This is a genomic window from Pseudomonas sp. BGA-UO-ETr-WB11 (genome assembly GCF_059567785.1).
Map to the genome: position 1 here is coordinate 1 of NZ_JCAQOS010000007.1, position 18,930 is coordinate 18,930.

At 60.5% G+C, this 18,930-nt stretch carries 19 protein-coding genes; 9 read left to right on the forward strand and 10 right to left on the reverse strand.

Translation table 11 applies throughout. The features are described 5' to 3' along the window. The 5 genes from AC56DI_RS10820 to minC all read right to left on the reverse strand — a co-directional run. The coding region (locus AC56DI_RS10820) for a M10 family metallopeptidase C-terminal domain-containing protein (protein ID WP_496346163.1) at positions 1-1,426 on the reverse strand (1,426 nt) is incomplete at its 3' end. A gap of 146 nt (positions 1,427-1,572) precedes the next feature. After that, positions 1,573-2,208: an RluA family pseudouridine synthase gene (locus AC56DI_RS10825; protein WP_496346164.1), complete on the reverse strand. Its 636-nt coding sequence runs from the start codon at positions 2,206-2,208 to the stop codon at positions 1,573-1,575. Positions 2,209-2,283: 75 nt separating this feature from the next. Further along, entirely contained in the window at positions 2,284-2,541 is a 258-nt protein-coding gene (gene minE, locus AC56DI_RS10830; RefSeq protein WP_324519291.1) for a cell division topological specificity factor MinE, read from the reverse strand. Next, the gene (gene minD, locus AC56DI_RS10835; RefSeq protein WP_324519292.1) at positions 2,538-3,353 is read right to left on the reverse strand and encodes a septum site-determining protein MinD; all 816 of its coding nucleotides are present in this window, start codon (positions 3,351-3,353) and stop codon (positions 2,538-2,540) included. The genes minE and minD overlap by 4 nt, the downstream gene beginning before the upstream one ends. 98 nt (positions 3,354-3,451) lie before the next feature. Continuing rightward, positions 3,452-4,180, reverse strand: coding sequence for a septum site-determining protein MinC (gene minC, locus AC56DI_RS10840; protein ID WP_496346165.1), 729 nt, complete (start codon positions 4,178-4,180; stop codon positions 3,452-3,454). Between the two features lie 177 nt (positions 4,181-4,357). Between minC and AC56DI_RS10845 the strand changes: the two genes are divergently transcribed. Next, positions 4,358-5,287 carry a lipid A biosynthesis lauroyl acyltransferase gene (locus tag AC56DI_RS10845; protein WP_496346166.1) on the forward strand — a complete coding sequence of 310 codons (930 nt, stop codon included), beginning with the start codon at positions 4,358-4,360 and terminating at the stop codon, positions 5,285-5,287. A gap of 38 nt (positions 5,288-5,325) precedes the next feature. Next, a complete protein-coding gene (locus tag AC56DI_RS10850; protein WP_496346167.1) occupies positions 5,326-6,540 on the forward strand; it encodes a patatin-like phospholipase family protein in 1,215 nt (404 codons plus the stop codon). An 18-nt stretch (positions 6,541-6,558) separates the two neighbouring features. On the opposite strand, the gene AC56DI_RS10855 is transcribed toward AC56DI_RS10850, so the two are convergent. Both AC56DI_RS10855 and AC56DI_RS10860 read right to left on the reverse strand, forming a co-directional pair. Next, the gene (locus tag AC56DI_RS10855) at positions 6,559-7,326 is read right to left on the reverse strand and encodes an MlaA family lipoprotein (RefSeq protein WP_496346168.1); all 768 of its coding nucleotides are present in this window, start codon (positions 7,324-7,326) and stop codon (positions 6,559-6,561) included. Next, positions 7,319-8,614, reverse strand: coding sequence for an alpha/beta fold hydrolase family protein (locus tag AC56DI_RS10860; RefSeq protein ID WP_496346169.1), 1,296 nt, complete (start codon positions 8,612-8,614; stop codon positions 7,319-7,321). The genes AC56DI_RS10855 and AC56DI_RS10860 overlap by 8 nt, the downstream gene beginning before the upstream one ends. 448 nt (positions 8,615-9,062) lie before the next feature. On the opposite strand from AC56DI_RS10860, the gene AC56DI_RS10865 reads away from it, so the two are divergent. Continuing rightward, positions 9,063-9,428 carry a hypothetical protein gene (locus tag AC56DI_RS10865; RefSeq protein ID WP_496346170.1) on the forward strand — a complete coding sequence of 122 codons (366 nt, stop codon included), beginning with the start codon at positions 9,063-9,065 and terminating at the stop codon, positions 9,426-9,428. Positions 9,429-9,641: 213 nt separating this feature from the next. On the opposite strand, the gene AC56DI_RS10870 is transcribed toward AC56DI_RS10865, so the two are convergent. Together AC56DI_RS10870 and AC56DI_RS10875 are read right to left on the reverse strand one after the other, a co-directional pair. Beyond that, complete coding sequence (locus AC56DI_RS10870) at positions 9,642-11,195, reverse strand: glycoside hydrolase family 17 protein (protein WP_496346171.1); 1,554 nt, start codon at positions 11,193-11,195, stop codon at positions 9,642-9,644. A 92-nt stretch (positions 11,196-11,287) separates the two neighbouring features. After that, the gene (locus tag AC56DI_RS10875; protein WP_496346172.1) at positions 11,288-11,512 is read right to left on the reverse strand and encodes a DUF2061 domain-containing protein; all 225 of its coding nucleotides are present in this window, start codon (positions 11,510-11,512) and stop codon (positions 11,288-11,290) included. 223 nt (positions 11,513-11,735) lie between these two features. On the opposite strand from AC56DI_RS10875, the gene AC56DI_RS10880 reads away from it, so the two are divergent. From AC56DI_RS10880 to AC56DI_RS10905, 6 genes are all read left to right on the forward strand, one after another. Then, positions 11,736-12,977: an HD-GYP domain-containing protein gene (locus AC56DI_RS10880; protein ID WP_496346173.1), complete on the forward strand. Its 1,242-nt coding sequence runs from the start codon at positions 11,736-11,738 to the stop codon at positions 12,975-12,977. Between the two features lie 102 nt (positions 12,978-13,079). Then, positions 13,080-13,391 (forward strand): DUF485 domain-containing protein, encoded by a 312-nt coding sequence (locus AC56DI_RS10885; protein WP_324519302.1) that lies wholly within the window; start codon positions 13,080-13,082, stop codon positions 13,389-13,391. Beyond that, a complete protein-coding gene (locus AC56DI_RS10890) occupies positions 13,388-15,046 on the forward strand; it encodes a cation acetate symporter (protein WP_496346174.1) in 1,659 nt (552 codons plus the stop codon). Before AC56DI_RS10885 ends, AC56DI_RS10890 begins: the two co-directional genes overlap by 4 nt. Positions 15,047-15,235: 189 nt before the next feature. Then, entirely contained in the window at positions 15,236-17,149 is a 1,914-nt protein-coding gene (locus AC56DI_RS10895; protein ID WP_496346175.1) for a putative bifunctional diguanylate cyclase/phosphodiesterase, read from the forward strand. A gap of 105 nt (positions 17,150-17,254) precedes the next feature. Further along, positions 17,255-18,064: an SDR family oxidoreductase gene (locus AC56DI_RS10900; protein ID WP_496346176.1), complete on the forward strand. Its 810-nt coding sequence runs from the start codon at positions 17,255-17,257 to the stop codon at positions 18,062-18,064. A gap of 179 nt (positions 18,065-18,243) precedes the next feature. After that, positions 18,244-18,672 carry a hypothetical protein gene (locus AC56DI_RS10905; protein WP_496346177.1) on the forward strand — a complete coding sequence of 143 codons (429 nt, stop codon included), beginning with the start codon at positions 18,244-18,246 and terminating at the stop codon, positions 18,670-18,672. A gap of 13 nt (positions 18,673-18,685) precedes the next feature. On the opposite strand, the gene AC56DI_RS10910 is transcribed toward AC56DI_RS10905, so the two are convergent. After that, entirely contained in the window at positions 18,686-18,928 is a 243-nt protein-coding gene (locus AC56DI_RS10910; protein WP_496346178.1) for a YheU family protein, read from the reverse strand. Positions 18,929-18,930 lie beyond the last annotated feature (2 nt).

Genomic DNA, 18,930 nt, shown 5'->3' on the forward strand with positions numbered 1-18,930 from the left:
CATTGCCGATCAGGGAGTTGTTGAGCGTGTTGCCGGTGGCGTTGATTGCAGCGCTGCCTGTGAGTAGGAGCTTTTCAAGATTGGCACCCAACGCCCAGCTGACGGCCGCTTGTACAGTGTCTATATCGCTGGCAAGAGTGCTGGTTTCGCTAATCACATCGGTTGCAACATTGACGACATAAGTGTCGTTACCGAGGCCGCCGATCAGTGTGTCATTGCCGGTGCCGCCGTTCAGTATGTTGGCGGCGGCATTGCCGATCAGAGTGTTGTTGAGCGTGTTGCCGGTGGCGTTGATTGCAGCGCTGCCGATGAGCAGGAGCTTTTCGAGGTTGGCGCCCAGCGTCCAGCTGACGGCCGCTTGTACAGTGTCTATCTCGCTGGCAAGAGTGCTGGTTTCGCTGATCACATCGGTTGCAATATTGACGACATAGGTGTCGTTACCGAGGCCGCCGATCAGTGTGTCATTGCCGGTACCACCATTCAGTATGTTGGCGACAGCATTGCCTATTATCGTGTCGTTGAAGTTACTGCCTATGGCGTTCTCAATCGTACAACCGTAAGCGATATTTAGGCAGTTGTTGATGTAAGTGCCCTTGTCATAACTGTATATGCCTTGGCCGATAGAGCTAAATTCGCCGCTGTTAAGATTGATTCCGACGCCGCGTGTTTGGTTGCTCGCGTCGATAGTATCTGTTCCGCCGGCATCCCAAAGTGTTTCAAAAATACGTGCGTCAGCTGCCCATTTGTAAGTGTTGTTGCCCGTTTGCCAAGCCAGGTTTTTTCCGTAGATATATTGGATTGCTGCAATGTCCAGCAGCATTGGACCTGTTGGTTCAAAGTCATAGCTGTTGTTGTAGCTCATTACCGTATAGCGCACATCGTCATAGGCTGCAGGTAACGTATTGTTATTGTCGGGCTCACTTTCAAACGGGTGCTTGAGTCCTATCGCATGGCCGATTTCATGGGTAAATGTCATGAAGTCGTAACTGCCGGGAGTGGGTGTTTCTTCTGCAGTGGATGGCCCGACCCATGTATCGCCACCGCTAGGGCTTTGGCTGGGATAATAAGCCCATGCGGCAACATCGTTTGGCATATTTACGTAGCCAGAAAATCTCAAATCGCCGGTGCTAGTCATGCTGTCGCTGACTTGGCTGAAAGTAAGATTGGCTACGGTGCTCCATTTCTGCAGAGCGTTAGTAATGGCTGTCTGTTGTTTGATACTCAGAACATAAGCGGCGAGGTACTCATTGTCGTCAGAGTAATTTGTGGCGTAGTAGGACTGTCCTGAAACAAAGAAGCTGTAGGTCAAAGAGGCATAAGTGCCGGCCCCGCCACCCCACTTGGTGCCCGCTACTAGACTGTCGATTAAGTTATTGCCGCTGAAGTCGATGTATGAGCCAGGAGTGGCGTCAGTTGGAGAAGGCATTACGGTTCCTTGTAGTGGGCTTTTCCGGTGGAATGGTGGTGCAAACGATCCCTAATACAGTGAAGTTTAACTTGAGCTCAGGAGAGCTGGCTAGGTTTGGTGGGGCACTTCCTTTATGTGCGGTGTGACTATCGTTTAGGGGCTTTTTAGAACGGCGCCGGGCACTCGAAGCGCATCCGCTCGCCTGTTTGCGGGTGGGTGAGGGCAAGCATGCTGGCGTGCAGGCACAGGCGTGGGTAGGCGGCGAGGGCTTCGGGGTGGGCATAGAGGCCGTCGCCCAGCAGCGGATGGCCGATCGAAAGCATGTGCACGCGCAACTGGTGTGAGCGGCCGGTGATTGGGGTCAGCTCGACGCGGCTGTAATGGCCGCAGCGCTGCAGCACCTTCCAGAAGGTTTGGGCGTGTTTGCCTTGCTCGTGGTCAACCACATGCCGCGGCTTGGTCGGTGGGTCGTAGCGCAGCGGCAGGTCGATGCTGCCGCTGTCGGCGGCAGGCTCACCCCAGCACAGGGCGGTGTAGGCCTTTTCGGTTTCGCGGTCGTGGAATTGCCGCGAGAGTTCGCGGTGGCTGTCGGCATCGCGGGCGAGCACGATGATGCCGGAGGTTTCCCAGTCCAGGCGGTGCACGATGCGTGCTTCCGGGTAGCCGTTGTCTTGCAGGCGGGTGACCAGGCAGTCCTTGTTGTCTTCGGCGCGGCCGGGCACCGAGAGCAGCAGGGTAGGCTTGTTGATCACCAGCAGGGCGGCGTCCTGGTGGATGATTTCGACATTCGACAGCGGCATGGTGCGTTCCACTAATGCTAAGGGGCATAAATGCAAACGGCGGCCAATTGGCCGCCGTTGTTCACGTCCGCGCGATCAACGATCGGGCAGGGTGATGTTCAGCTCAAGGATCGAGCAGCTGCCCTGGTTTTCCAGGGCGACCTGGACTTGGTCCTGGTCGATGTTGACGTACTTGCGGATCACTTCCACCAGCTCTTTCTGCAGAGCCGGCAGGTAGTCAGGCTGACTGCGCTGGCCACGTTCGTGGGCAACGATGATCGACAGGCGCTCTTTGGCAACTGAAGCGGGGGTTTCCTTCGGCTTACGCTCGCGAAAGAAGTCGAAAATATTCATTCACGGCCACCAAATAAACGCTGCATGAGTCCTTTCTTCTGCACATCGAGGAAACGATGGGCAACTTCCTTGCCGAGCAGACGGTCGACGGCATCACCATAGGCTTGGCCGGCGTCGCTTTGGTCGTCGAGAATCACCGGTACGCCTTGGTTGGAGGCTTTGAGCACCGCTTGCGATTCCGGGATTACGCCGAGCAGGCGAATGGCGAGGATTTCTTCAACGTCTTCGACGCCGAGCATCTCGCCCTTGACCACGCGCTCAGGGTTGTAGCGGGTCAGCAGCAGGTGTTCCTTGATCGGTGTTTCGCCTTGTTCGGCGCGGCGTGATTTGCTCGCCAACAGGCCGAGCATACGGTCCGAGTCGCGCACCGAGGAAACTTCCGGGTTGGTCACGACAATCGCCTCATCGGCGAAGTACATCGCCAGGTGGGCGCCGGTTTCGATACCGGCCGGGGAGTCGCAGATGACGAATTCGAAGTTTTGCGACAGCTCGTCGATGACCTTGCCGACGCCTTCTTTGGTCAGCGCGTCTTTGTCGCGGGTCTGGCTGGCAGCCAGCACGTAGAGGTTTTCCAGGCGCTTGTCTTTGATCAGGGCCTGGGTCAGGGTCGCTTCGCCGTTGATGACGTTGACGAAGTCGTACACCACGCGACGCTCGCAGCCCATGATCAGGTCGAGGTTACGCAGACCGACGTCGAAGTCGACGATTACGGTCTTGTGCCCGCGTAGGGCGAGGCCGGTGCCGATGGCAGCGCTGCTGGTGGTTTTGCCCACGCCGCCCTTGCCGGAAGTGACTACGAGAATCTTGGCCAAGGTGCTTTACCCCAAATATCGATTAAACGGCAACGTGATCAGCCAGAACGGCGGCTTTGCGGGTGCCGTGTGTCCCTTAAAATTGGCCGCAGTATCCGTTAAAGGCGGGTGATGTTCAACACGTCAGCCGACAGGCTGACCTGTACGGCTTCGGCCCATAACGGCTCGCGGCGCAGGTCTTCGGCGACCTTGTACTGGCCAGCAATAGACAGTAATTCGGCGCCAAGTTGTTGGCAGAAGATGCGTGCCGTGCGGTCACCCTTGATCCCGGCCAGTGCGCGGCCGCGCATCGGGCCGTAGACATGGATATTGCCGTCGGCCAGCAACTCGGCACCGGCGCTGACCGGTGCCAGCACGATCAAATCCCCGCCCTGGGCATAGACCTGTTGGCCGCCGCGAATGGGGGTGGTTACGACTTTACTTGGGCGGGCCACGGGTTCGGCGGGTTTCTCTGGCTCTTTGACCGGTTCTGGCTCGATCAAGCGCTCACGGGCGCCGGAGGGTGGCAGTACGGGCAAGTCGAGGGCCAGGGCGGCGCTGATATGGTCTTCACTGCTGGCGCGCACAGCCAGGGTGCGCAGGCCATGCTGGCGGCAGACGCTCATTAGGGCGGCCAGGTCGAGGCTGGGTTCGCCTTCCGGCAGTTTATCCAGGGCCAGCACCAGCGGGGTATTGCTGAAGAAGTTGGGCGCTTGGGCGACCTTCTCCGCCAACTGCCGGTCGAGGCGCTCCAGGTCGTTGTGGGCCAGCTCCAGCACCGTGATGGCCAGCATGCTGCCTTTGAGTTGGAACACGGGGTCTTGGTCGAGAAGGTCGGCTTGGCTCATGGTCTGCACAGAAGGACAAAGGCGGCTGTCAAGCAGCGGCACCCGACGGCTGTCGCCACGGATGAAACAAACGCTACCAACGAAATAGGCGACGACTTATAGCGATAACGCCGGTGGGCCGCAAGCCGGGCAACCTATGTAGAATGCGCGACCTTTGTTGTGAATCTGGAATATGTAATGGAAGGCCCTCGGTTTCGCGCCTATTTTCTCCATCCGCGCTTCTGGCTGCTGTGGTTGTGCCTTGGCCTGCTATGGCTGGTCACGCAGCTGCCTTACAAGGTGTTGCTGCGCCTGGGGCGTGGGCTGGGTGCGCTGATGTACCGCTTTGCCACGTCGCGTCGGCAAATTGTCGAACTCAATCTGCAGCTGTGTTTCCCACACATGTCCGCCCTTGAGCGGCAGCGCATGGTGAAGGAGAACTTTGCCTCCACCGGCATGACCTTTTTTGAAATGGCCATCAGCTGGTGGTGGCCGGTTGCGCGCTTGCGTCGCTTGGGCACGGTCGAAGGGGTTGAGCATCTGCAGCAGGCCGAGGCCGATGGCCAGGGCGTGATTCTGATGGCCCTGCATTTCACCACCCTGGAAATGGGCGGCGCGCTGCTGGCCGTGCAGCGAGACATGTACGGCATGTACCGGCCGCACAAGAACCCGGTGTTTGACTATGTCCAGCGTCGTGGTCGTGAACAGCGTCTGCTGGGCGTGATTGGCCGCGATGATGTGCGTGGCATGCTCAAAACGCTGCGCGCTGGCGGCGTGGTCTGGTATGCCCCCGACCAGGATTACGGCGCCCAGCGCAGTGTGTTTGTGCCCTTGTTCGGTGTGGCGGCGGCTACGGTTACGGCCACCAGCAAATTTGCGCGGATGGGCAAGGCGCGGGTGATTCCCTTTACTCAACAACGCTTGCCCGATGGGCAGGGCTATCGGGTTATCGTCCATCCGCCGCTGGCGGATTTCCCCAGCGAGAATGAAGAGGCCGATTGCCTGCGCATCAATCAATGGGTCGAGCAGGCCATTGAAGTGTGCCCGGAGCAGTACTTGTGGGCCCATCGGCGGTTCAAGACGCGGCCTGTAGGTGAAGCGAAACTGTATAAGAAACGCCGTCGATAAGCGCTTCTACACTTGCCAAGAAAAACCGGGACGTTTTCATGACTCAAGCCGCCAGCGCCAAAAAACATGTGACCGGACTCATTCTCTCCGGAGGTGGGGCCCGTGCGGCCTATCAGGTCGGGGTGCTGGCGGCGATTGCCGATTTGTTGCCAGATGCGGCGAAAAATCCGTTTCCGGTCATCGTCGGCACCTCGGCCGGCGCCATCAATGCCGTGGGTCTGGCCTGCGGGGCGTTGCATTTCAGTGAGGCCATCCGGAGGCTAACGGCAGTCTGGCAGGGTTTTCATACCCATCAGGTGTATCGCAGTGACTGGCCGGGCGTGCTGCGTCAGGCCGGACGTTTCGTCGGACACAGCATGCTCGGCCTGGGGGGCGATATGCCGGTGGCGCTGCTGGATAGCTCGCCGCTGCGTGAGTTGCTCACTCGCGAGCTGGATTTCTCCGGTATTCACGCGGCGATTGCCCGGCGGCAGCTGCGCGCGGTGGCGGTGACGGCCTTTGGCTACGAGTCGGGCCAAGCGGTGACCTTCTATCAGGGGCGCGGCAGCATTGACCCCTGGTTCCGCCATCGGCGTGTCGGCGTGCCCACGCGCTTGAGCCTTGAACACTTGTTGGCCAGTACGGCAATTCCGTTGATCTTTCCGCCGGTCAAGGTCAATCGCGAGTACTTCGGTGATGGCGCGGTGCGTCAGTCGGCGCCCATCAGTCCCGCCTTGCACCTGGGCGCTACGCGGGTGCTGGTGGTGGGCGTGAGTGGCAATCCCCAGGGCAGCGGCACACCGCCCGTTGAGTTACCTCGGGCGCAGAGCGCGCGGCCACCGAGCCTGGCGCAAATCAGTGGGCATATGCTTAACAGCACGTTCATCGACAGTCTGGAAGGCGATATTGAGCTGTTGCAACGCCTCAATCACATGAGTGGTCTGGTGCCGTCTGGCCTGCATCCGCGGGGTTTGGGGTTGAAGCCGGTGGATGTGTTGGTGATTGCGCCCAGCCAGCCGCTGGACCAGATCGCCGCCCGCCATCGCCATGAGCTGCCGAAAACCCTGCGCATGTTTCTGCGCGGGCCGGGTGCGACCAAGGCCAGCGGTGCCGGCGTGCTCAGTTATCTGCTGTTTGAGGCGGGTTATTGCGGCGAGCTGATCGAACTCGGCTACCAGGATGCGATGGCGCGCAAGGAAGCGCTGAGCAGTTTCCTCGATCTCGGCAGCTTGAGTGCCGCTCCTCAGGTGCTCGAGCCCTTGTCGACGCGCTGAGGAGCGGTTGCTGAGCGCTTAGTCGCTGATCTGCAGTCTGCGCACTTCACCGTACAGGTAACGCACCCGCGAGTATTCGAAGGGCGTATTCAGCTGGCCGTATTTGAACGGCGTGACATAGCGCGTATCGATGGCCTCCAGGACTTTTATTTCTGGATGCTGGCTGCTGCTTTCGGCCACGTCGAGGTAGTTGATGTTGCTGGCTGCCACGGTGTCAGCCACTAAGCCCGTGGTGTCGCGCAGGTTGGACGGGCCGAACAGCGGTAACACCAAGTAGGGACCGTTGGGCACGCCGTAGTGACCGAGGGTCTGGCCAAAGTCTTCACGCTCTTTTGGCACACCCATGGCGGTGGCCGGGTCCCATAGGCCGCCGACACCCAGCAGGGTGTTGAACAGCAGGCGCGCGGTGGTGCGCATGGCCCGTTCGCCTTTCAACTGCAGCAGGCTGTTGCCCAGGCTGGTGACATCGCCCAGGTTGCTGAAGAAGTTGCTTACGCCGGTGCGCAGCGGCTTGGGGGTGACGTAGACGTAGCCCTGCACTGCCGGCAGCATGACCCACTGATCGAGACGGTAGTTGAACTGGTAGATGCTGCGGTTCCAGCGCTCCAGCGGGTCGTAGACCTGCATGGCGGCGTTGCTGGCGGTGACGAAGGTGTCGGGCCCGGAGACGAAGGTCAGACGTTGCAGCGGTTGGGTGAAGCCTTCATCGGCGCTGTGGCTGGCTTGGTCGGCGTGAGCCAGGCCGCTGCCCAGGAGTAGGGCGGTCAGGAGCAGGTGCTTAGCCACGGAAAAACTCCAGCATGGCGTCGGTGTTGACGCGGTAGTCGAGGTTGCCGCAATGGCCGCCCAGGGGGTAAACGCTCAGGCGCGGGCCGAAGGTTTGACGCAGGAAGCTGAGGTCGCCAGGGCCGAGGATCAGGTCGTCGGCGTTGGTCATTACGGCAATTTTCGGCGTGTTCTTCAGGTAGCTTTTCAGGGCGTGCAGGCTGACCTGCTGATTGAGCTCTGGCAGCGAGCCTCCCGCATGCTTGGCCTGCCACATGGGCAGCAATTGCTGCTCGGCATAGCAGCGGAAGTTGCAGGCGGCGGCTTTCTGGAAGAAGGGGGTCAGCTCGGTGCCGTAGTTGAATTGCTGCTGGGGCGGAGTGATCAAGCCGCGCCGGTTGATCAGGTCGGAGGTGAACACGATATCCGCCACCGAGAAGCGGAAGGCGCTGCCGATCAGCGCGGCCATGGTTGGCGTATTGAGGCGCTCCTTGGAGTCCTGAAAGTCATACAGCAGCGCTTGGTCGATTTCGATCCGGCCCTTGTCCTTGAAGTAGCGTGCCAGTTTGTCGAAGACCAGATCGAACGACGCCGACTGGCCTTGCAGCTGCAACTGCGCCCGCGACAGGCGGTCGAGGTTGTCGACCGAGGTCAGCAGGTCTACGGGCGGGTTGAGCATCAGCACCCGTTTGAAATTGAAGCTTTTGCGCTGTTCATCCAAGTGGCTGACAAAAGCGGCGTTGAGGGCGCCCAGGCTGTAGCCGGTGAGGTGGTAGTCGGTGACTTGCAGGTCGCCGTGCTGGGCCTTGATGCCTTCCATCACCCGGTACAGGTCTTGGGCGTCTTCGCTGGAAATGCCTGGCGTGGCGCTGGTGGACGCTGCCGTGATGAAGTCGTAGCTGGTCGGCGAAGACAGTTGCACCACATGGTAGCCGGCGCCGTAGAACAGCCTTTTCAGCGACTCGGCCGTGCCGGTTGAGTATGCCGAACCCGTGCCGGCGATAATAAAGATCAGCGGTGCCGGACCGTCCTGCTGGGCCAGGCGATAGGGCAGGCTGGTGCCATTCCAGAAAATATCCGGCAGGCGCTTGGCGCCGTCGGCATGCAGGCTCAGGCGGTAGTCGCTCTGCTCGATGTCCTCGTCGGCGGGCAGGCTCGGACGCAGGTCCGGCGGTGTGCCGCTGATGGTGGCTTCGAACGGATTGCTGATGGGGTAGCCGTAGGTGCTGGCATCGATGCGGGTGGCCTGGGCTGAGGTGGTCAGAAGCAGGCCGGCAAGCACGGCGGCAAGGCTGGTAAGCCGGAGCATGGTGCAATCTCATGGGGTTAGAGTCGGTTAGGGTCTGTTGCTGTTTCATTCGTGGCCGCGCCGGAGGCAGTCTTTGCGCGAGGCAAGGCGCGAGGAGCGTGATTTGGTTATTCCAAATAAGCGACGAGTAACGCCGCCTCGCACAAAAACTGGCCCGGCCCTTCGGGTTGCGCGAGAAATGGCCCCCGCTGTTGTTGCAGGGCTTGATAAGGGAATAACCATTACCTGCGCCCTGCGCCTAACCGGGGACCATTTCTCGCAGCAACGCGGCTCACGATGAAACGGCAGCAGACCCTAAAGGACCATAGAGACTATGGCGTACACAATGGGGCAACCCGTAAACAAGGAACTATTTTTTCTATTGGCCTGTGGTTGCGGGTGTGTATGGCTTGCATCGCCGGGGTTGGCGGTTATCCTTGGCGCCGTTTTTGCCTTCTGGAGTAGTTCTATGTCGCGCCCTGTACCGCTGATTTTGTTGCTGGTTCTGTCGCTGTGGTTGGCGGCCTGTTACGGCGTGCGCTTTGGTTTTATGGAAGATGGCCAGTGGGTGGGCGCTTGTGCCGACGATGCCGGCCTTTGGCAGTGCCAGGTGCGCGCCACGCTGGGGCTGTTGATTCACTGGCGAGTGCTGGCCTGGGTGGCACTGGGGGCGGCGCTGTTGGGGTTCTTGCTGCCGGGCCGCAAGGGTTCGGTGCTGGCAGTAGTGGCGCTGCTGTTCGCCTTGCCTGCCCTGGTGCTTTACACCGCCAGTCTGGCGGTGTTTGCTTTGGTGATCGCAGCGCTCCGCCTGGTGCGGGCGCCGCTTCCGGCCTGAGGTTGCCGGCATAAAAAAGGCTCTGTCCACGTTATGTGTTGAAGGTGCGATTGAGCTTCTGTAGGAGCGGATTTATCCGCGATGCCGTTTGCCTTGAAAGCATCGCGGCTGAAGCCGCTCCTACGGTGCGGCGCTAGCGCTGCAACAGTTAACGGGGGCATAGCCATATAAAAAAGGGATGACCATGGTCATCCCTTTTTTTGTCCGCGTTTTTTACCCGCGTGCTAGGCGCAGGCTGCGCCATAGGGCGCCGAGCAGCAGCAGGCTGACAGCCGCCCAGCCAATGGCCTGCAGGTTGCCGAGGGTTTCCTCGTACAGCTGCGGCACGATACCGGCGCCAACGAAGACCGCCAGTAGGGCGATTTCGCGGCGCGGTGCGGCCACCGGGCGGCACAGGTAGAACAGTGCCGGCAGCAGCAGGGCGGCGCTCGGGAAGCTGCGGTAGCGGGCGTCGAACACCAGCGCCAGCATCAGCACTGCGCCGGCAAAGCCGCTGGCCAGCAACCACCAGCCGGCTCGGGCCTGCAGCCAGGCATAGGCCCGCGCACGCCAGCCGCTGTGGGTGCTCAGGCTCAGGCTGGCGTGGGCCAGCACCAGCAGGTTCAGGCCGATCAGGGCCGCGGCCCACAGCCATTCGGCCAGGTAGCGGCTGGTGATCAGCGCCAGTTCGGCCCACAGGCCAATACAGGCGGCGCCCAGGGCGCCCACGGGTGGCAGCAGCAAAGCGGCGCGGGTCGAGGCTGGTCTGCCGGCCAGCGTCAGGCTGGCGGCAAACAGGCCAAGGCTCAGGGCCAGCCACAACGGCCAGTGCGGCAGGTTGGAGACGGGGCCGGCGAGCACGCCCTTGTCCTGTCGGTCGGCATCGTAGAGGCCCCAAAAGCCGCCAACGGCCCCTTCGCTGACCCGCTTCCAGGGTTGGTCGAAGGCTTCGATCAGGTTGTAGCGCCAGCCGTTCTGCTCGGCCATGGTGACAAAGCCGCGGATGAACTTGGCTTCGTTGACGCGGCTGGGCAGGGCGGTTTCGCGCTGGCGGCCTTCGCTGGGCCAGCCGGTTTCGCCGATCAGGATGTCTTTCGGCGCAAAGCGATTGCCAAAGGTGCGGCGCACCTCGCCGACGTGGGCGAGGGCGGCATCGATGCCGGTGGGGTCATCTTCCCAGTACGGCAGCAGGTGAATGGTGAGGAAGTCTACGGCCGGCGCCACTTGCGGGTATTGCAGCCAGAACTCCCAGACATCGGCATAGGTCACCGGTTGCTTGACCTGGGCTTTGACCTGCTGGATCAGTTTGACCAACTGGTCGCCAGTGACTTCCTTGCGCAGCAAGGCTTCGTTGCCGACGATGACGCCGTCGACCACATCCGGGTTGGCGTTGGCGCTTTTGATCAGCGCCTCGACCTCAATGGCGGTGTCCACCGGGTTGGCACTGACCCAAGCCCCCAGCAGCAGCTTCAGGCCGTGCTTGCGCGCCATGTCAGGAATGCCTTCCAGGCCGGTCATCGAATAGGTGCGCACACACTGGAAGCGCGTGGCCAGCAGGGCCAGGTCGGCATCGATGCGTTCCGGGCGCAGGGTGAAGGGCTGGTCGAACGGCGACTGGTCCTTGTCAAACGGCGTGTAGGACGCGCACTGCAGCTTATGGGTCGGGGTGGCGGCATCGGCCAGCACCACAGGTTGGCCAATGGCGTACCACAGCCCGGCCAGGGCCGAGAGGGCGAGCACGCTGGCGAACAGGTACGGCAAGACGGGGAAGCGAGACGTGATGGGCATGGTCGGGCGCAGGTCTGAAAACGAAGGCGCGCATCTTAGCGGATTCGGCGCGCCGGTAGGAGGCTGCCGGCACGCTCAAGGTGCAGGCGTCGTTAGCTGTGCGCGTGCAGCCACTGACTGATCGGATGGGCGGCGCCGTTTGCATCGGCTTGCTGCAGATGACTCCAGAATTTTTCGTGGAAGTAAAAACCCACCGAGTTGCACAGGGGCTCCACCACCGCGAGCAAGCCGCCAACAGTCAAGCTGCCGGTCAACGCATAGCCAACGCTGAAGGCGATGCAGAAATGCATAAGGGTGAAGCTGATGGTTTTGCACATGATGCACCTCGGAATCTGGGCTGGAGCGACAGGTTCAGAGTAGGGCTTTGCTAATGATTGTGAGAGTCAATCTTGATTATGGTGTTGATAGTGATTGGCTAATTAGATGAAGGCCGCAAGTACTCGCTGTTCGATCGAAACAAGCAGGCGGCGGCGCCTTGTTTCATGGCCGGGGTGCGACCATTATTAATGAATTAGGGGGTTTTCCCTGCGGAGTATGTGTATGTCGGATGCTGGTGCCCGTGACCGCATCAAAATGCCCATTGGGCAGCTGAGCATTGGCATGTACGTGGTTGAGCTGGACCGCCCGTGGGGCGAGACGGCGTTTCTGTTTCAAGGCTTTCGAATTCGTCAGCAGCAGGAAATTCTGTTGCTGGCCGAAGTCTGCCAATACGTCTGGGTGGATGCTCGGCGTTCGGTCGGGATGCAGCGTCAGGTCGAGGAAAACCTTGCGGCCGCGGCCACCGCCGAGCTGCAGCCGGTGATTGCCAAGGTCGATTTCAACCTGGAAATGCAGCAGGCCGAGCCCGCCTTTCACTCCGCTCGCGAGCAATCCTTGCGCCTGCTGGAGGCGGTGCGTCTGGGTCATGAGCTGGATGTGGCGCAGGTAAAGGTGGTGGTCAAGGAATGTGTCGAGAGCATGTTGCGCAACCCCGGCGCCATGCTCTGGCTGGCGCGAATCAAGAACAGCGATGAATACACTGCTGAGCATTGTCTGCGGGTGGCCATCTTCAGCATCGCCTTGGGCCGTGAACTGGGCCTGCGGCAGGACGAGCTGGAGCACCTGGGCATGTGCGGCATGCTCCATGACGTGGGCAAGATCAAGGTGCCCAGTGCCATTCTCAACAAGCCCGGCGCCTTGACGCCCCACGAACTGCGCGTCATGCAGAGCCATGCCAGCGAAGGGCGCAAGTTGCTGATGAGCAATCAGCAGGTTACTGCGGCAGCGGTGGACGTTGCCTTTTCTCATCACGAACGCCTGGACGGTCGCGGCTACCCGCGTGGCTTGGATGCGCCACGGATTCCCTACTTTGCCAAGATCGTTGCGGTGGTCGACGCTTATGACGCGATCAACAGTGATCGCCCCTACAGCAAGGGCAAATCGAGCCTGGAAGCGCTGCGCATCCTGTTCGAAGCCAGCGGCAGCCAGTTCGATGAGGAGCTGGTGAAGGTCTTCGTGCGCCGTATCGGCATCTACCCGCCCGGCGAGATCGTCGAGATGAACAACGGCGAGGTCGGCATCATTATCGCCTGCTCACCGCTAAGCAAACTCAAGCCCAAGGTCTTGCTGGTGCTTAACGAAGACAAGCAATTGGGCCCCGAGCGGGTGGTTGATCTGCAGGAAACCCCGCGTGACCACAGCGGTCGTTCGTACCGAATCAAGGATGTCTATCCTACGGGGGCGTTCGGCATTGATATCGAGGCTTACCGGCGCAAAGGCCTGGTGATTCCTGGGCACCTGTGACCTGCGACTTTGGTCGTGGCTACGACTAAGGTCGTCTTTCACCCCGGCGCTGGCGATCTAGAGTGAACTCACCAGCAACCCGTGCTGTGGAGGACAACAACAATGAAAGACGACGTCTACGAGCGGATCGAAAAAACTCCGCAATTCAAGCAACTGGTAGCCAAGCGCGAGCGTTTCGCCTGGCTGCTGTCGGCCATCATGCTTGGCCTGTATGTAACCTTTATCCTGCTGATCGCCTTTGCTCCGCAACTGTTGGGTACGCCCATCAGTGAAGGGTCAGTCACCACCTGGGGCATTCCCATGGGTGTTGGCTTGATCCTCTCTGCCTTCATCCTCACCGGCATCTATGTGCAACGCGCCAACGGCGAGTTCGATGCCCTGAATCAGGCCATTCTTGACGAGGTGCAGAAATGATTGCGCGTCTACTGACTGCCTTGGGTTTGTCCATTTTTGCCCCGCTGCTGTGGGCTGGCGAAGCCTTGACCGGCGAAGTGCAGCGTCAACCGGTGAACGTCTCGGCGATTGTCATGTTCGTGGCCTTTGTTGGTGCGACCCTGTGCATAACCTACTGGGCATCGAAAAAGAACAACTCGGCCTCTGACTACTACGCTGCTGGCGGCAACATCACCGGCTTCCAGAACGGCCTGGCGATTGCCGGCGACTACATGTCGGCGGCGTCCTTCCTGGGGATTTCCGCGCTGGTGTACACCTCCGGCTATGACGGCCTGATCTATTCGATCGGCTTCCTCGTGGGCTGGCCGGTGATCCTCTTCCTGATGGCCGAGCGCCTGCGCAACCTGGGCAAATACACCTTTGCCGACGTGGCCTCGTACCGCCTCAAGCAGATGGAAATCCGTACCCTCTCGGCCAGCGGTTCGCTGGTGGTGGTGGCGTTCTACCTGATCGCGCAGATGGTGGGTGCCGGCAAGCTGATTCAGCTGCTGTTCGGCCTCGACTACTACGTCGCGGTGGTCCTGGTGGGCGTACTGATGATGCTCTACGTGTTGTTCGGCGGCATGCTGGCAACCACCTGGGTACAGATCATCAAGGCGGTCATGCTGCTGTCCGGTGCCAGCTTTATGGCCCTGATGGTGATGAAACACGTCAACTTCGACTTCGCTCAGCTGTTCGCCGAAGCGGTCAAAGTGCACCCGAAAGGCCTGGCGATCATGAGCCCCGGCGGTCTGGTGAAAGATCCGGTGTCGGCGATCTCCCTCGGCCTGGCCCTGATGTTCGGTACTGCAGGTCTGCCGCACATCCTGATGCGCTTCTTCACCGTTGGCGACGCTAAAGAAGCTCGTAAATCGGTGTTCTACGCCACTGGCTTTATCGGCTACTTCTACATCCTGACCTTTATCATCGGCTTCGGCGCGATCCTGCTGGTCAGCACCAACCCATCGTTCATGGATGCCTCTGGCTTGCTGGTGGGCGGTAACAACATGGCGGCTATTCACCTGGCCAATGCGGTCGGCGGCAACCTGTTCCTCGGCTTTATCTCGGCTGTGGCCTTCGCCACCATCTTGGCGGTAGTAGCAGGCTTGACCCTGGCTGGCGCAACGGCGGTGTCCCACGACCTGTATGCCAGTGTGATCAAGAAGGGCAAGGCCAACGACAAGGATGAAATCCGCGTGTCGAAGATCACCACCATCGCCCTGGGCGTGTTGGCGATCGGTCTGGGTATCCTGTTCGAGAAGCAGAACATCGCGTTCATGGTAGGTCTGGCGTTCTCGATCGCAGCCAGCTGCAACTTCCCCGTGCTGTTCCTCAGCATGTACTGGAAGAACCTGACCACCCGTGGCGCCATGATCGGCGGCTGGCTGGGCCTGGTGACTGCGGTAACGCTGATGATCCTCGGCCCAACCGTGTGGGTGCAGGTACTGGGTCATGCGCAGGCAATCTTCCCCTACGAGTACCCGGCGCTGTTCTCCATGGCGGTGGCGTTTATCGGGATCTGGTTCTTCTCGATCACCGACAAATCCACCTCGGCGGCTGAAGAACGTGCGCGCTTCCTGCCACAGTTCGTTCGCTCGCAAACCGGCCTGGGCGCCAGCGGTGCCGTAGCCCACTGATTGCATCAACTCCGTGTAACGTTAGGCGGCCTTCGGGTCGCCTTTTTTATGCGCGCACGGTCGGCACGGTCTTGGCGCGGGAGGCTTGGTTGCGTGTAACGCCAACAAAGTCTTGCCGACGGGCGGCGGTTTGGCTAGCGTCGCGCCCCTGCACAGGTTTGTTGACCGTTTGGACTGAATGGAAACGCGATGAGTAATCTGCTGGAGCAACAAGCCCTCTTGCTGGAATCGGTGGATCGCGGTGCGCAAGCGCGGCGGTTGAACCAGATTTCCTCCGTGCTCAGCGTGGTGCTGGTCATCATCGGTGTGCAGACGGTGCTGGCCAACAGCTGGACGAATTCCTTGCTGGTGATCCTGGCCATGCTGGCGGTTATGGCCGGCGCCCGGCTGAACCTGCGTGGTGCCACCGATACGGCCATTGTGCTGGTGCTAGGGACCATGACGGCGGTCGTCAGCGTGTCACTGTGGATCAGTCAGGGCCTGTACAGCGGTGCCTTGCTGGGTTATCCGGTGATCCTGATCGTCGCCGGTATGGTCTCGCGCTTGAGGCTGTTTGTGGCCTTGTTGCTGTTTATGTTGGCCTCTGTTGCGCTCATAACCTGTGCCGCGATGTTCGGCTGGCAGCGCTTTGAACCGCTGCCGATGGGGCTTGGGCGGATGGTCAACGTCAGCTGCATTTTGCTGGTGTGTGCCTGCGCCGTATGGATTCTGGCCAATGACCTGCGCCAGACCATGCAGCGCCTGCAGGAGGAAATTCAGCGGGTCAAAGCCTCCGAGGCCAGCTTCACCCATTTGGCTCAGCACGACGCCCTGACCAATCTGCCCAATCGGTTGCTGGTTAGCGACCGCATGGAGCAGGCCATCGGTCAGGCGCGCCGTTATCAGCGCCGTGCAGCTTTGCTGTTTCTTGATTTGGATAACTTCAAGACCATCAACGACTCCCTCGGCCATGACGCCGGTGACGAGCTGCTCAAAGAAGTTGCCCGGCGTTTGCAGGGTGCCGTGCGCGAGGTGGATACCGTCAGCCGTCAGGGCGGTGACGAGTTTCTTATTGTGCTCACCGATGTGCCGGATCTGGGGGCCATTTCTGCGGTAGCCAATCATGTGCTGGATGCGATGATTCAGCCCTTCAGTCTTAAAGGCATGCAGATCGTTTCGTCGGTCTCCATCGGCGTCGCCCTGTACCCGGAAGATGGCGATGATTTTGCCGCCTTGCTCAAGCATGCTGATCTGGCCATGTACCAGGCCAAGGCTGCTGGGCGTAATGCCTTCCGCTTTTTTGATACGCGCATGAACGCCGATATTCTCGAGCGTCTGAACCTCGATTCGGGGCTACGAGAAGCCTTGAGCCAGCAGCAATTTGTGTTGCACTACCAGCCCATTGTCGATATTCACAGCGGCCGTTTGCTCTCGGCTGAAGCGCTGATTCGTTGGCAGCATCCAGAGCGTGGGATGGTCGGGCCGGACAAGTTCATTCCGGTGGCCGAGAGCTCCGGGCTGATCGTCGAGATTGGTGAGTGGGTGTTGAACGAGGCGTGCCGGCAGATGATGCTCTGGCGGGCCGCTGGGTTGCCGGCCTTTGTGGTGTCGGTCAACCTGTCCACGGTGCAGTTTCGCCGCGGCAACCTGGAGGCGTTAGTGGCTGCTGCCTTGCACCGTTACGGCCTGCCCGCGGAGTGCCTGGAGTTGGAGTTGACCGAATCTCTGCTGCTGCAGGACTCCGAAGGCTTTATCGACACCCTGTATCGCCTCAAGGCGCTGGGTGTGAAGTTGTCCATTGATGACTTCGGCACCGGCTACTCCAACTTGTCTTATCTGCAGCGTTTTCACGTGGATAAATTGAAAATCGACCAGTCGTTTGTGCGCAAGCTGCAGGACAGCCCGCAAGACCGGGCCATCGTCACGGCCATCATCCAGATGGCGAAAAGCCTGCACCTGCTCACGATTGCCGAGGGCATCGAAGATGATTCGACCCGTTGCATGCTGGCTGAGCTGGGTTGCGATCAGGGCCAGGGGTACTGGTTTGCCCGGCCGCTGGTGGCCAATGACTTTGCCTTGTTCGCCCAGCGCGACATGAGTTCTGCCGCCTTGCTCATGCAGTAATTGCATGCCCGTGGGGTGCGGTATTCAGGCGCTTTATAGCGCGTTGGCGCACGTGCGGCCTTGGTTACACTGCAGGCCAATTTCCCGCACAAGAAGGCTCTGACGATGCAAAAGCGCATGATGATTACCGGTGCAGGTTCTGGTCTGGGCCGTGAGATAGCGCTGCGTTGGGCCCGTGAGGGCTGGCAGTTGGCACTTTCGGATGTCAACGATGCCGGTTTGACTGAAACCCTAAAGCTGGTCCGCGAGGCCGGCGGCGACGGTTTCACCCAGCGCTGTGATGTGCGCGACTACAGTCAGCTGACGGCCCTGGCCCAGGCCTGCGAAGAAAAGCTCGGTGGCATTGATGTGATCGTCAACAACGCCGGCGTGGCCTCGGGTGGCTTCTTCGAAGAGCTGTCGCTGGAAGACTGGGATTGGCAGATCGCCATCAACCTGATGGGCGTGGTCAAGGGCTGCAAGGCCTTCTTGCCGCTGCTGCAGCGCAGCCAGGGCAAGATCGTCAACATCGCCTCCATGGCGGCGCTGATGCAAGGCCCAGCCATGAGCAACTACAACGTCGCCAAAGCCGGTGTGGTGGCCCTCTCGGAAAGCCTGCTGATCGAATTGCAGGCTCAGCAGGTGGGTGTGCATGTGGTCTGCCCATCGTTCTTCCAGACCAACCTGCTGGACTCCTTCCGCGGCCCTACGCCGGCGATGAAGCAGGCAGTCGGCAAGCTGCTGGAAAGTTCGCCGATCAGCGCCACGGACATTGCCGAGTACATCTACACCGCCATCGACAAAGGCGAGTTCATGATCCTGCCCCACGAACAGGGCCGTATGGCCTGGGCGTTGAAGCAGAAGAACCCGCAGCTGCTGTACAGCGAAATGGCCAGCATGGCCGGCAAGATGCGCAGCAAAACCGCACCGGTCTGAGGTCGCTCAGCGCCTGTGTTGCCGGTCGCCAGCGCATGCGCGTGCTGTGCAACCGGTCACTGCGGCGCTACGCAGAGATGGTCGTCAGGCGCCGCCTGTGATAGAAGGCTGCCTGCCGTTGCACCGTCTGCCTCAGAGCAGCACGGTGCAGGCCTGCCTGCTTTCTCTGGAGTACCCGCGTGGAGTCCGAATCCATCGTCTATGGCTGCATCCGCGACTGGCCGTCTGACCGGACGGATGAACGGCGCCTGCGCCGCGACACCAATCGCCAGGTGTTGGCCAGCTTGCCCAGCGGTGAGGCCTGGCCGTTTCTCGGGCGGGAGATGTTCAGCTGCTGCGAGACCGCGGGCGAGGGCCTGTACCAGACCCAGGTGATTCACTTCGGCGCCAGCTACCGGGCCCTGGAGTACGAATGGCCACTGTGGGTTGAGCAGTTTGAAACCTTGCTCAAGCGCCTGTACTGGGCCAGCGCGGTGGTCCATCTGGACACCGAACTGAAAGGTTGTCACACCTTTCGCTGGGAGTCGGAGCGCGGTTTCCACAGCCCTGCGGAAGATGACTTGCGGGTGCGCTGTGTGTGGGAGCGCGAAAGCGGCTTGCGCGGTTAACAGGCCGCTCCGTTCACGCGTCGTTCGGCTCGATGAACCATTCTTTCGGCACATCGCGCTTCAACAGCAGCATGCATTGCTGGCTGTCGGGGTCGAAGGCTATCACCGCTTCACCTTTGTCCAGCGCACGGCGCACGCGCAGCACGCGGGTGTCCAGCGGGGTTTCGTCGCCATTGTCGGTGCCTTCGCGGGTGACGAAGTCCTCGATCAAGCGGGTCAGGGTGTCGGCTTCCAGCAGGGCTTGGGGGATCAACATAG

Excerpts from the sequence above, each read along its gene's own strand:
- AC56DI_RS10870 (WP_496346171.1), bottom strand. The coding sequence starts at position 11,195 with ATGCCCATCACGTCTCGCTTCCCCGTCTTGCCGTACCTGTTCGCCAGC.
- AC56DI_RS10890 (WP_496346174.1), top strand. The coding sequence starts at position 13,388 with ATGATTGCGCGTCTACTGACTGCCTTGGGTTTGTCCATTTTTGCCCCG.
- AC56DI_RS10850 (WP_496346167.1), top strand. The coding sequence starts at position 5,326 with ATGACTCAAGCCGCCAGCGCCAAAAAACATGTGACCGGACTCATTCTC.
- AC56DI_RS10845 (WP_496346166.1), top strand. The coding sequence starts at position 4,358 with ATGGAAGGCCCTCGGTTTCGCGCCTATTTTCTCCATCCGCGCTTCTGG.
- minE (WP_324519291.1), bottom strand. The coding sequence starts at position 2,541 with ATGAATATTTTCGACTTCTTTCGCGAGCGTAAGCCGAAGGAAACCCCC.
- AC56DI_RS10880 (WP_496346173.1), top strand. The coding sequence starts at position 11,736 with ATGTCGGATGCTGGTGCCCGTGACCGCATCAAAATGCCCATTGGGCAG.
- minC (WP_496346165.1), bottom strand. The coding sequence starts at position 4,180 with ATGAGCCAAGCCGACCTTCTCGACCAAGACCCCGTGTTCCAACTCAAA.
- AC56DI_RS10825 (WP_496346164.1), bottom strand. The coding sequence starts at position 2,208 with ATGCCGCTGTCGAATGTCGAAATCATCCACCAGGACGCCGCCCTGCTG.
- AC56DI_RS10865 (WP_496346170.1), top strand. The coding sequence starts at position 9,063 with ATGTCGCGCCCTGTACCGCTGATTTTGTTGCTGGTTCTGTCGCTGTGG.
- AC56DI_RS10885 (WP_324519302.1), top strand. The coding sequence starts at position 13,080 with ATGAAAGACGACGTCTACGAGCGGATCGAAAAAACTCCGCAATTCAAG.
- AC56DI_RS10895 (WP_496346175.1), top strand. The coding sequence starts at position 15,236 with ATGAGTAATCTGCTGGAGCAACAAGCCCTCTTGCTGGAATCGGTGGAT.
- AC56DI_RS10910 (WP_496346178.1), bottom strand. The coding sequence starts at position 18,928 with ATGTTGATCCCCCAAGCCCTGCTGGAAGCCGACACCCTGACCCGCTTG.
- AC56DI_RS10860 (WP_496346169.1), bottom strand. The coding sequence starts at position 8,614 with ATGCTCCGGCTTACCAGCCTTGCCGCCGTGCTTGCCGGCCTGCTTCTG.
- AC56DI_RS10875 (WP_496346172.1), bottom strand. The coding sequence starts at position 11,512 with ATGTGCAAAACCATCAGCTTCACCCTTATGCATTTCTGCATCGCCTTC.
- AC56DI_RS10900 (WP_496346176.1), top strand. The coding sequence starts at position 17,255 with ATGCAAAAGCGCATGATGATTACCGGTGCAGGTTCTGGTCTGGGCCGT.